Raw genomic sequence first — 11,115 nt, 5'->3', positions numbered from 1 at the left:
CAATCGTCTGAAACAGTGAAGCGGTTGGTCTTGGAACTGGGCGGCCATGCCCCGGTGATTGTTTTCAATGACGCTGACCTTGACGTGGCGGTGGCGGAAACCATCAAAGCCAAGTTTGCGACCTCGGGGCAGGATTGCCTGGGCGCCAACCGGATATTCGTGGAACGGGAGATCTATGAGGCGTTCTGCACCAAATTTGTGGCTGCGACCAAGACTCTAACCGTTGGGGTTGGCATGGACGATCCAGACCTCGGTCCGCTGATGAACGACGGCGCAGTTCAAAAGCAGGAAGCACATGTGGCAGACGCCTTGGCAAAAGGCGCGACGCTGGCCTGTGGCGGAAAACGCCACGCACTGGGCACGCTGTTCTTTGAACCAACGGTACTGACCGATGTGCCCGCAGGGGCGTTGATCATGTCAGAAGAAACATTTGGCCCGGTGGCCCCGATCACGCCATTTGACAGCGAAGATGAGGTTGTCGCCCGCGCCAATGATAGTGAATATGGTTTGGTGGCTTATGTGCACAGCCACGACCCGCGTCGCATTTACCGCCTCAGCCGTGCGCTGCAATTTGGCATGGTGGCGGTGAACCGCACCAAGGTCACAGGTGCACCGATTCCCTTTGGTGGCACCAAGCAATCTGGTCTGGGCCGGGAAGGCGCGCGCATGGGGATGGAAGAGTTCACGGAGATCAAATACGTCTGCCGCGATTGGGGGTAATCCGCGGTTGCCGACCAACGACAGGCGCGTGCGATCTATATGGATCGCGCGCTTTTTCGTTTCCTGATCCGCATAGAAAATCAGCAAATTTGCGCAGGCACGTGGATCAAAGTGGCGTCAATTTGTGGGGCTGAAGAAAAAATGGCATCCCGTAGGGGAATCGAACCCCTCTTTTCAGGTTGAAAACCTGACGTCCTAACCGATAGACGAACGGGACGCATTTTTTAGATACGTCTGAGATTGCTCTCATATCTGGCCACAGCTGGCATCCCGTAGGGGAATCGAACCCCTCTTTTCAGGTTGAAAACCTGACGTCCTAACCGATAGACGAACGGGACGCGCGCTGAAGCGTGAGGCGTATTTAGTGAAAGCGTGGCATGGGTGCAAGTGGTAATTTGCGCGACTTACGGAAATTTTCTCCGGTGCTGAGGGGGCAGTGCTTCCGTCGCAGAAAGGCCTCGAATTCTCTCAATATTCCTTCGGGAAAGGGCAAATTGGCTCAGGCCCGCGCGGCGTCTTCAAGCCTCAGCTGCACCGACTGACGCCCACCCCAAGTGTTGATTTCCAACCGCCCGGCCAGATGGAACCGCGCCCCACCATGCGATTCGAGCGTGGGGCCAAGCGCAGTGTCGAAGGCGCCAAAGGCAATGCCATCAATGCGCGCGCCAAAGCCATCGCCAAAAGTCAGCTTCAGGTGGCTGTCGCCGACCCGTTTGGTGAAGCGAATTTCCACATCCGGGAAAGCAAACCGTGGGGCCGCTGCACCCGCGCCAAACGGGCCGGCCTTCTCGATGTCATTGATCAGATCCACTGTCGCACCTGTGGGCATCAACAGGCTGTCGAGTTTGAGGTCCGCAGGACCCGCGTTGCCTGCACCTTGTTTGGCCAACATCTCAGACAGCCGTTCCATGGCCGGTTCCAATTGATCTCGCGCCACGCTGAGACCCGCCGCCATTTTATGTCCGCCACCTTTGATCAACAGGCCTTCGGCGGCCAGTTTTTGAATGCTTGCGCCTAGGTCCACACCGGAAATCGAGCGACCAGAGCCTTTGCCTTCGTCGCCCTCCAGCCCAATCACCACTGCCGGGCGGTTGGTGGCCTCTTTTAGGCGGGAGGCGACAATGCCGACCACACCCGGATGCCAGCCTTCGCCTGCCGCCCAGACCAGCGGCGCATCCAATCCACGCTCTTCGGCCTGTGCCATGGCCGCAGCCCGCACCGAGGCCTCAATGTCGCGGCGTTCGGTGTTCAACTCGTCCAGCCGTTCCGCCATGGCTTGGGCTTCTTGCGGATTGCCCGTGGACAACAGTCGGGCACCAAGGTCAGCCTGCCCAATACGTCCGCCAGCGTTCACCCGTGGGCCAAGCAAAAAACCAAGGTGATAGCTGTTTGGCGCGGAATCCATACGGCTCACATCTGACAAGGCAACCACGCCAGGACGATCCCGTCGCGCCATGACTTTCAAACCTTGGCGTACCAATGCGCGGTTTACCCCAATCAGGGGGGCTACGTCGGCCACGGTGCCAAGCGCCACCAGGTCCAGCATCGCCATTAGGTCGGGTCCGCGTGCGCCGTCGTCTTCGCGCAGTTGCCGGTTGGCTTCGACCAGCATCAAAAACACCACCGAGGCAGCACACAGGTGGGCCAGATCGCCGCTTTCATCCTGTCTGTTGGGGTTTACCACTGCGACACAGTCCGGCAGGGTCTCGCCGCCCAAGTGGTGATCCAACACCACCACATCCGCGCCCTTGGCGGCCGCGATAGGCGCGTGGCTCAACGTGCCGCAATCCACACAGATGATTAGGTCGTGACCCTTGGCCAACTCCGCCATCGCCGTCTCGTTGGGGCCGTAGCCTTCGTCAATCCGGTCCGGCACATAGAGTGTAGCAGACAGGCCCATCTGGCGAAGCCAGGTGATCAAAAGCGCGGCCGAGGTGCCGCCATCCACGTCGTAATCGGCAAAGACCGCGATGCGTTGGCGCGTCTTGACCGCCTGCAAAAACCGCTGTGCGGCCAATTCCATGTCTTTGATGCTGTGCGGGTCCGGCAACAAATCCACCAGTTTGGGCTCCAAGAAACTTTCCGCTTCACCGGCGGTTACGCCACGGCGGGCCAACACAGCACAAAGCGCCGGGGGCAGGGCGGTGTCTTGCGCCAATTGTTCTGCGGCCCGTGTGGTTTCCACATCCGGTCCCACCCAGCGCCGTCCGGTCAAGCTTTCGGAAACACCAAGGAAGTCAGTCATGTCGGAGCCTTCGTCTTATGAAAAGGCCCGCCAGAAGGCGGGCCACAATATGCGAACTGTGGGGCACATCGGCCCAAATCAAACAAAAATGTCTGCAGCGATCAAGAGGTCTGATCCACTGGGGCGCGGTAGGTCATGCGGCGCACAGAACCAGATTTGGAACGCATCAGCAGAGTCGAGGTTTCGATCCAGCCGGGGGTGCGTTTGATGGCAGGCAAAAGCGAGCCGCCCGTCACGCCGGTTGCGGCAAAGATCACGTCTTGGGTGACCATTTCATCGCGGGAGTAGACGCGATCCAGATCGGTGATGCCGGTTTTTGCGGCACGTGCCCGTTCGTCGTCATTGCGGAACACCAGACGGCCCCACATTTGACCACCCATGCATTTCAGTGCTGCGGCTGCCAGAACACCTTCGGGGGCGCCACCGCGGCCCATGTACATGTCGATGCCGGTTTCTTCGGCTTCGGCGCAGTGCATCACGCCGGCAACGTCGCCATCGGTGATCAGGCGGATCGAGGCGCCGGTGGCGCGGACTTCCGCAATCATGTCTTCGTGGCGCGGACGCTCAAGGATACACAGGGTGATGTCGGAGGTGTCACAACCTTTGGCTTTGGCCAGAGCTTCCACGCGCTCTTTCGGGCTCATTTCCAGCGACACAACGTTTTCCGGATAGCCCGGACCAATGGCCAGCTTGTCCATGTAGGTGTCCGGCGCGTGCAGCATGGAACCGCGTGGCCCCATGGCAATCACAGTCAGCGCGTTTGGCATGTCTTTGGCGGTCAGCGTGGTGCCTTCCAAAGGGTCCAGTGCAATGTCCACGCCAGGGCCGTTGCCGTTGCCAACTTCTTCGCCAATGAACAGCATCGGCGCTTCGTCACGCTCGCCCTCGCCAATCACCACGACGCCAGCGATGTCCAAAAGGTTGAGCTGTTCGCGCATGGCGTTCACAGCGGCTTGGTCAGCAGCTTTCTCGTCACCGTTGCCAATCAAGGCAGCGGAGGCAATGGCAGCCTGTTCCGCAACGCGGGCCAGGCCAAGGGACAACATGCGATCGTGAAATTCCGGCTTCTGGGACATGAAATAGATCCTTGTGAACACGTTTAAGTCCGCAATAGCGCAGGCCTACCCCCGGCGCAACCTGAGGCCGCCGGGGATTTGGATCAAAACAAAGATCAGATCAAAATGGTCACATCATCCATGACAAACTGGTCGCCAGACAGGGGGATTGGCAGCGGAGTGCCGCCACTGGTGGTGAAGACCACACGATCCACCGCGTCAAAGATGGCGTCGTCAAACTCAACAAACGTTGGGCCAGATGTGGACAGAACAAAGCTTTCGGACCCGAGGCTGGTGAAGACCTCGATATATTCAAACACGCCTGGGCTTACTTCGACATTCTGGAACGACTGATCAAAGGCTTCGACAGTCAGCGTCATGCCATCCCTGAAGGCAGAGGTGATCTGCGCGCTTTCAAAATCAAAGGTGTCGACAAAATCTCCGTCGAGGGTGACGCCAGAACCGCCGGCCACCACCATGGTGCCACTGGTCGCGCCATTCGCGACACCTGTATCTAACTGACCGCCCCCGCGCGCGTGCCCAAACAGGGTGGAGTCGAAAGTGGCCCAGCCCGAGGACCATTGCACCCCACCAGCCGAACCTTCAAACGAGTTCGCATGCAGCAGTCCTTCAAAATCCAGCGTTGAGGAGGCCGGAGGCTCACCGCCCCCGCCACCCCCGCCATCTCCGGTGTCTGGATTGACGTCATCTGCGCCGTTAATTGTGATTGAAATACTGGTGGTGTCGCGCGCACCGCTGGGATCAATCACAGCCACGAGGAAGGTGTCTATTCGCGTGTCACCAGCGTTGAGGTTTTGCACCAATTCGCCGTCATTGTTGAGCGCGTAGCTCCAGCTGCCGTCGGGGTTCACTGTTAAAGTGCCAAAGCCGCTGGTGTCACTTCCCAAAACCACATAACTCAACGTGTCGTTGGTATCTAACTCGGTGACAGTGATGCTGCCTCGTGCTGTGAGGCCGCCGTCCTCCGTCACTACTGGAACGTCATAGAGCGTTCCGGTGATCACAGGCGCATCATTGCTGCCGTTGACGTCAATGGAAATGGTTGCCGTGTCAAAGCCGCCGTTGCCGTCGCTGACCAGCACATCAAATGTTTCGGTGACGGTTTGCCCTGCTGCCAAGGCTTGAACCGCCGCCGAGCTGTTGTTCAGAACATAGCTCCAGGTGCCGGTGTTGGGATCAAGCGCCAAGGTGCCATAGGTGCCGGTACTGCTGCCAACCACGTTATAGGAGAGCGTGTCGTTTTTATCGATGTCATCGGCCACAACCGCCCCGGAGGCGCTTTGCACTGCGCCGTCCTCTGTCACGGTGTCATTGTCGTAGCTGACATTGCTAATGACGGGTGCATCATTTGTGCCGTGGATGGTCACGGAGACGTTGACGGTGTCGGTGCCGCCATTTCCGTCAGACACCTCTACAGCGATTGTGTCCGTCAGGCTTTCGCCCACGCCTAACTCCTGAACTGCAAGTGAGGCGTTGGTCAAAGCGTAGTTCCACGCGCCGGAACTGGGGTCGATGGAAAAGGTGCCGTAGGTGCCGGATCCGCCTGAGAAGGTCAAAACATCGCTGACGTCGGGGTCTGTCGCAGAGACCACGCCATTGGCCGCAATCACACTGTCCTCAAACAAGTCCCCAACGTCGTTGGTCACACCCGTAATGGTTGGGGCGTCATTCACCCCAGCCACGGAGACATCCAGAGAATGCGTGGTCAGGTTGCACTGACCGTCGTCGATCACAATGGTGATGGTTGCGGTGCCGTATTCTCCCACCGCGAGATAATTGAAGGCGGTGGTGGGGTCAAAGCTGTAGCTGAAACTGGCGCCGACACCCATGCCTTGGGAAAGCGCGCTGCTGCCGATCAATGTCAAACCGCCGGACGAGGCGCCAACACTGGAGACTGTGACGGTGCCCCCATCAAAATCATAGGCGTCAAACGAGATCACAATCGGGGTGTCTTCATCGGTGGCCGTATCTTCGCCCAACACCAAGGCACCGTTGGTGCCGCCAATTTCAAAGGTATAGTCGTCAAACTGCAAAAACTCGACGCTGTGCAGCGTGTCTATGGCGGTGTCGCCGTCAGAGGCATCAATGTCTTTCACATGCAGTTTGTGAAACCAGCCGTGTTCCCAAGTGTATCCAAACACCGACCCTTCAAAAACGGCGGTGTCTACGCCTCCGCCACCGAAGATTTTGTCATATCCTTCGCCGCCGGACATGGTGTCATTGCCGGCCCCGCCAAAAATCTTGTCGTTGCCACGGCCGCCAGAAATGTCATCGTTGCCGCGTCCACCAAAGAGATAATCGTCTCGGTGGCCACCAAACATGGTGTCATTCCCTGAGAGACCGAAGATCCTTCCGGGTAGGTCGTTGTCCTCTAGCGTGAGCACATCATCTGACTGCGTGCCGATTACAATCGGTTTATTGAACCAATCTAGCCACGAGTTAAACCTTGGCATGGTGTTCTCCCCCAAAATGGACTTTTTGATAAAGGTTCAGCAGATCGCAAAAGGTGCGACCAAGTCGTGCAACTCTTCGTGGCAGATCACACTGTTTAATACGGCGACCTCTCAGGCACACCAAAGCAAGAATCGTCAACCCACTGCCACGCCCTAGAGTGTAGCGTGGATTGGCAATAATTCAAAATTTACTATATTTGCTTGTAGCGCGCGCCGAGGCGGTTACACAGCTTCGATGCGCAATGCCACTGGATCAGCGGCCATCACCCCGGTTTCCCGCATCGCCACCACAGCCGCATCCAGCGCCGCGCGTTGGGTTTTGTGGGTCACGATCAACACCGGCGCATGGGCATCGTCGTGGCGCGTTTGGCGCATACGGTCGATGCTGATGCCATTGTCGCCCAAAGCCGTGGCGATTTTGGCCATGGCACCGGGGCGATCCTCAAGAGCGAGGCGCAGATAGTAAGGTGCAGGGGAATTGGACTGTGCCGATTTGGCAGTGGTCAGCATATCTGCCGGAACCCCAAAAGTTGGCAGGCGGAAGCCACGCGCGATGTCACAGACATCGCCCATCACCGCACTTGCGGTTGGGCCTTCACCAGCTCCGGGGCCGCGCAGCACAACCTGCTCCACCGCGTCACCTTCAATCACCACCATATTTGTGCCGCCCTGAAGCTGGCCCAGCGGGCTGTCAGCGGGCACAAGGCAGGGCGACATGCGCTGTTCCAGGCCGCGACCAGTCATCTGTGTGACGCCCAACAGCTTGATCTTGAAGCCGAGCTCGGCAGCTTGATTGATGTCCTCAATAGAGATGCGCTGAATGCCTTCCAGCTCGACACCGTCAAAATCAACCTTGGTGCCAAAGGCGATAGAGGACAGCAGGGACAGTTTGTGGCCTGCATCAATGCCGCCCACATCAAGGGTGGGATCAGCTTCCAGGTACCCAAGCGCATCCGCTTCGGCAAAAACCTCATCATAGGGCAGACCGGCGTCTTGCATCCGGGTCAGGATGTAGTTGCAGGTGCCGTTCATCACGCCCATGACGCGAGTGATGTCATTGCCCGCCAGACCTTCGGTCAGGGCTTTGATCACCGGAATGCCACCAGCGACAGCCGCCTCAAAGCGGATCACCGCGCCTTTGGCTTCGGCGGTTTGCGCCAAGGCGTGGCCGTGATGTGCCAGCAGTGCTTTGTTGGCAGTGACAACGTCTTTGCCCAGTGCCAAGGCCGCTTCGATGGCGTCTTTGGCCGGTCCTTCTTCGCCGCCCATCAGCTCGACAAACACATCCACGTCGTCGCGTTTGGCCAGGGCCACCGGATCCTCTTCCCAGGCGTAGCCCGCCAGCGACACGCCGCGGTCTTTGTCTTTGGAGCGTGCGCTCACGGCGGTGATCACAACCGGGCGTCCGGTCCGCGCTGCCAATACGTTGGCTTTCTGGCGGATGATTTTTACAACACCCACGCCCACGGTGCCCAAACCGGCAATCCCAAGACGAAGCGGAGTAGGCTGGGACGTGGTCATGATGGGCTACCTCTTTGCAGGTGGTTTGTGATTGTTGTTTTGCCGTTTAGCCGCTCTTTGGGCGCTGTGCAACGCGCGGCGTGTGGTGCATGGACTAAAGATTGTTTGCGCGGTTTTTGAGCCGCGCCCCGCTTGCCTCCAGCTTCGCCTCACTGTTTTCAGTCAACCGAGTCTGGTGTTTCTTGGGTAAAGCATGTTGCGGCAGGATGTCTGGGTAAGGCGCGGCTTTCAATGCGGGATCGCTGGTGGCTTCCATACCGGGGGTTTCCCCACAGGCTGTCAACGCCCACAGGGGCAGCAGGGTAAAGGCAAAGGTGCGCACAGATAACATCTCAGGGTCCGTTTTGGCTCACCGCTTTATGACCTATGGCTGTGGGGCCACACAAGGCGTGATCGTACACAGGCAATTGGACTGCACGGGGTTTTAAACGAACGTATGTTCAGATAATGAGGAACCATGGCACGAACTCAAGGCTCACATTCCGACATCACCGGTCCACGCGTGCGCGCTGCGGCGCTGCACCTCTTTGCCCAACATGGCTATGCGGCGGTTTCCATGCGCCAAATTGCGCGCGAAGTGGGGGTGCAGGCCGGGGCGCTCTACAATTATACGCCCGACAAGCAGAGCCTGCTGTTCGACCTGATGCAGACCCACATGACAGAGCTTTTGGCCGCACGAGATGACATGCCGGACGGGGCCACGCCGGTCGAAGCGTTAGAGCATTTCACCCGGTTGCACTTGCGGTTTCACTCAGAACGCCCGGATGAGGTGTTTATTGCCTATATGGAGCTGCGCAATCTGACGCCGGAAAACTTTACCAAGATTGAAGCTCTGCGCCGGTCTTACGAGGATAGTTTGGAAACCATTTTGAGGTCCGGCGTCAGTAGCGCGGATTTTGAGGTCAGCGATCCCAAGATTGCCACTATGGCGGTGATTGCCATGTTGACCGGTGTAAACACCTGGTTTCGCGAAGGGGGCCGCTTGTCCTTGGCTGAGGTGGAGCAGATCTACTGGGACATGGTGCGCAAAGCGGTGGGTGCCTAAGCGCTTTGGGAGCGTTTTGAGTTGATCTTCAGAAAAAGCCAGAGAGGCAAAACCCCTCTGGCCGAATGTTTTAATGCGCCGGTTTGATAAACGTGCCGTTGCGCAGTTCGGCAAAGGCCTGTTGCAGCTCGGCTTGCGTGTTCATCACAATTGGCCCGTGCCAGGCCACCGGTTCCTGAATGGGCTGGCCTGAGACCAGCAGAAAGCGCACGCCTTCCTCGCCCGCCTGAACCGTGACCTCATCACCGTTGCCAAAGCGAATAAGCGTCCGATCCCCGCTCATGTCGCGGATGTTCAGCTCTTCACCTGCCACTTCTTTCTCCAGCAGGATACCTTTTGGTTGGCTGGCATCCGCAAAGGCCGCATCGCCTTCAAACACATAGGCAAAGGCACGTCGCCGCGTGTCGATTGGGAAGGTCTTCTTCACCCCCGGAGGCACGGTCACGTCCAAAAACATCGGATCCGCAGATATGCCGTCGACAGGCCCGGTTTTTCCCCAAAAACTGCCAATGACAATGCGCACCTTGGTGCCGTCGTCATCGATGATCTCCGGGATCTCCTTGCCTTCCACATCCTGATAGCGCGGATCCGTCATCTTCAGATCACGCGGCAGGTTGGCCCAAAGCTGGAACCCGTGGTTAACCCCGTGGGCATCCGGTGTCGGCATCTCCTGATGCAAAATCCCCCGCCCGGCGGTCATCCACTGCACATCACCAGATTTCAGGTTGCCGGTGTTGCCCAGGCTGTCCTGATGCTCCACCGCGCCGTCAATCACGTAGGTGATGGTCTCAATCCCGCGATGCGGATGCCACGGGAACCCTTTTTCATACTGCGCCGGATCATCATTGCGAAAATGATCCATCATCAAAAACGGGTCGAGCTCCGTGGGGTCCTGAAACCCAAACACACGGTTGATATGTACGCCGGCGCCTTCCATTGCTGGAACGGCGTTGCGGGTCTCCAAAACAGGTCTGATAGACATGACATGTCTCCTTTCACGGCTCAAAATAGGGCCTCAAGGACAGTGATAAAATTGGCGGCTGCGCAGTTTAATTGTGCGCATCTGCACACAATCTATACGCGCTGAGATTAAGTCGCGCGCGCCTGCGACGTGACGACACTTTTTATGCAGGCTTTTGAAATCTCAGAACTTGCGCGTAACGTGATCTGCAAACAGACACTCATTGGCAGGGGAGGGCCATATGCAAGGGTCCATGATGATGCGTCCGCTTAAGATTGCGGATATTCTAAGCTACGCGGCAGAAATCCACTCCGAGGGGGAGGTGGTTTCGGTTCGCACCGAAGGTGACATTCACCGCCAAACCTATGCGCAAACCGCCAAACGCGTGGCGCAGCTGGCGCATGGATTGACGGCCCAAGGCCTGAAGCTTGGCGATCGTGTCGCCACCCTGGCCTGGAACGGCTACCGCCATTTGGAACTTTACTACGCCATCTCTGGCGCGGGCGGCGTGTGCCACACCATCAACCCGCGGCTCTCCGCAGAACAGATGACTTACATCATCACTCACGCCCATGACACGATGCTGTTTGTCGACACCACTTTTGTGCCAATTGTCGCCGCGCTGCGCGCCCAATGGCCAAAGGGATTGAAAGTGGTTGTCATGACCGACCGTGCCCATATGCCTGAGGGCGATTACCACTGCTACGAAGAGCTGCTCGACGGGCAGCCGGAGCACTTCGACTGGCCAGATTTTCCCGAAGAGACCGCCGCAGGCCTGTGTTACACCTCCGGCACCACCGGCAATCCAAAAGGCACGCTTTACACCCACCGCTCCACCGTGTTGCACGCGATGATGGTGGGACTGTCGCTGCCCGCTGCGCTGCAACCGGGCAAGCGTATTCTACCTGTTGTGCCGCTCTTCCACGTTAATGCTTGGGGCCTGCCGTATGCCGCGCCGCTCACTGGTGCGTCGCTGATTTTCCCCGGCGGTGCCTTGGATGGTGCCAGCCTGTTCAAATTGATGGATGACGAAAAGGTCTACTCTGCGTGGGGCGTGCCTACGGTCTGGCTTGGCCTGCAAGGCGAAATCGCCA

Annotated in this window: 9 protein-coding genes and 2 tRNA genes; 3 read left to right on the top strand and 8 right to left on the bottom strand. The window is 58.2% G+C overall.

Annotation, left to right across the window (positions count from 1 at the left end; all coding sequences use genetic code 11):
- A partial coding sequence (locus tag QZ517_RS18245) for an aldehyde dehydrogenase family protein (protein WP_294229854.1) occupies nucleotides 1-720 on the top strand: 720 nt, incomplete at its 5' end.
- Between the two features lie 142 nt (nucleotides 721-862).
- Here QZ517_RS18245 and QZ517_RS18240 read toward each other — a convergent pair.
- The 7 genes from QZ517_RS18240 to QZ517_RS18210 all read right to left on the bottom strand — a co-directional run bounded on the left by QZ517_RS18240 (nucleotide 863) and on the right by QZ517_RS18210 (nucleotide 8,346).
- Nucleotides 863-937: transfer RNA gene (locus tag QZ517_RS18240), tRNA-Glu, on the bottom strand.
- A 46-nt stretch (nucleotides 938-983) separates the two neighbouring features.
- Nucleotides 984-1,058, bottom strand: a tRNA-Glu gene (locus tag QZ517_RS18235).
- 161 nt (nucleotides 1,059-1,219) lie between these two features.
- Nucleotides 1,220-2,965, bottom strand: coding sequence for a single-stranded-DNA-specific exonuclease RecJ (gene recJ, locus QZ517_RS18230; protein ID WP_294229851.1), 1,746 nt, complete (start codon nucleotides 2,963-2,965; stop codon nucleotides 1,220-1,222).
- A gap of 101 nt (nucleotides 2,966-3,066) precedes the next feature.
- Nucleotides 3,067-4,041 (bottom strand): class II fructose-bisphosphatase, encoded by a 975-nt coding sequence (glpX, locus tag QZ517_RS18225; RefSeq protein WP_294229848.1) that lies wholly within the window; start codon nucleotides 4,039-4,041, stop codon nucleotides 3,067-3,069.
- A gap of 95 nt (nucleotides 4,042-4,136) precedes the next feature.
- Nucleotides 4,137-6,494, bottom strand: coding sequence for a VCBS domain-containing protein (locus tag QZ517_RS18220; RefSeq protein ID WP_294229845.1), 2,358 nt, complete (start codon nucleotides 6,492-6,494; stop codon nucleotides 4,137-4,139).
- Between the two features lie 222 nt (nucleotides 6,495-6,716).
- On the bottom strand, nucleotides 6,717-8,015 hold the full coding sequence (locus QZ517_RS18215) for a homoserine dehydrogenase (protein ID WP_294229842.1): 1,299 nt from the start codon (nucleotides 8,013-8,015) through the stop codon (nucleotides 6,717-6,719).
- A 94-nt stretch (nucleotides 8,016-8,109) separates the two neighbouring features.
- Nucleotides 8,110-8,346 (bottom strand): hypothetical protein, encoded by a 237-nt coding sequence (locus QZ517_RS18210; RefSeq protein WP_294229839.1) that lies wholly within the window; start codon nucleotides 8,344-8,346, stop codon nucleotides 8,110-8,112.
- 126 nt (nucleotides 8,347-8,472) lie between these two features.
- Here QZ517_RS18210 and QZ517_RS18205 point away from each other — a divergent pair, with 126 nt between their 5' ends.
- Nucleotides 8,473-9,060: a TetR/AcrR family transcriptional regulator gene (locus QZ517_RS18205; RefSeq protein WP_294229837.1), complete on the top strand. Its 588-nt coding sequence runs from the start codon at nucleotides 8,473-8,475 to the stop codon at nucleotides 9,058-9,060.
- A 70-nt stretch (nucleotides 9,061-9,130) separates the two neighbouring features.
- Here the strand turns inward: QZ517_RS18205 and QZ517_RS18200 are convergent, their stop codons facing one another.
- Complete coding sequence (locus QZ517_RS18200; protein ID WP_294229833.1) at nucleotides 9,131-10,042, bottom strand: pirin family protein; 912 nt, start codon at nucleotides 10,040-10,042, stop codon at nucleotides 9,131-9,133.
- A 220-nt stretch (nucleotides 10,043-10,262) separates the two neighbouring features.
- Here QZ517_RS18200 and QZ517_RS18195 point away from each other — a divergent pair.
- Nucleotides 10,263-11,115: AMP-binding protein (locus QZ517_RS18195; RefSeq protein ID WP_294229830.1), on the top strand; the 853-nt coding region annotated here is incomplete at its 3' end.

Origin of the sequence: uncultured Shimia sp., from assembly GCF_913054185.1 — a bacterium.
GTDB lineage: Bacteria > Pseudomonadota > Alphaproteobacteria > Rhodobacterales > Rhodobacteraceae > Shimia.
Note: the sequence above shows the minus strand (reverse complement) of the source record. Positions and strands in the feature narration are given on the sequence as shown.

What these genes read in the sequence shown, in the direction of transcription:
- recJ (WP_294229851.1), bottom strand. Translation starts at nt 2,965, where the DNA reads ATGACTGACTTCCTTGGTGTTTCCGAAAGCTTGACCGGACGGCGCTGG.
- glpX (WP_294229848.1), bottom strand. Translation starts at nt 4,041, where the DNA reads ATGTCCCAGAAGCCGGAATTTCACGATCGCATGTTGTCCCTTGGCCTG.
- QZ517_RS18220 (WP_294229845.1), bottom strand. Translation starts at nt 6,494, where the DNA reads ATGCCAAGGTTTAACTCGTGGCTAGATTGGTTCAATAAACCGATTGTA.
- QZ517_RS18215 (WP_294229842.1), bottom strand. Translation starts at nt 8,015, where the DNA reads ATGACCACGTCCCAGCCTACTCCGCTTCGTCTTGGGATTGCCGGTTTG.
- QZ517_RS18210 (WP_294229839.1), bottom strand. Translation starts at nt 8,346, where the DNA reads ATGTTATCTGTGCGCACCTTTGCCTTTACCCTGCTGCCCCTGTGGGCG.
- QZ517_RS18205 (WP_294229837.1), top strand. Translation starts at nt 8,473, where the DNA reads ATGGCACGAACTCAAGGCTCACATTCCGACATCACCGGTCCACGCGTG.
- QZ517_RS18200 (WP_294229833.1), bottom strand. Translation starts at nt 10,042, where the DNA reads ATGTCTATCAGACCTGTTTTGGAGACCCGCAACGCCGTTCCAGCAATG.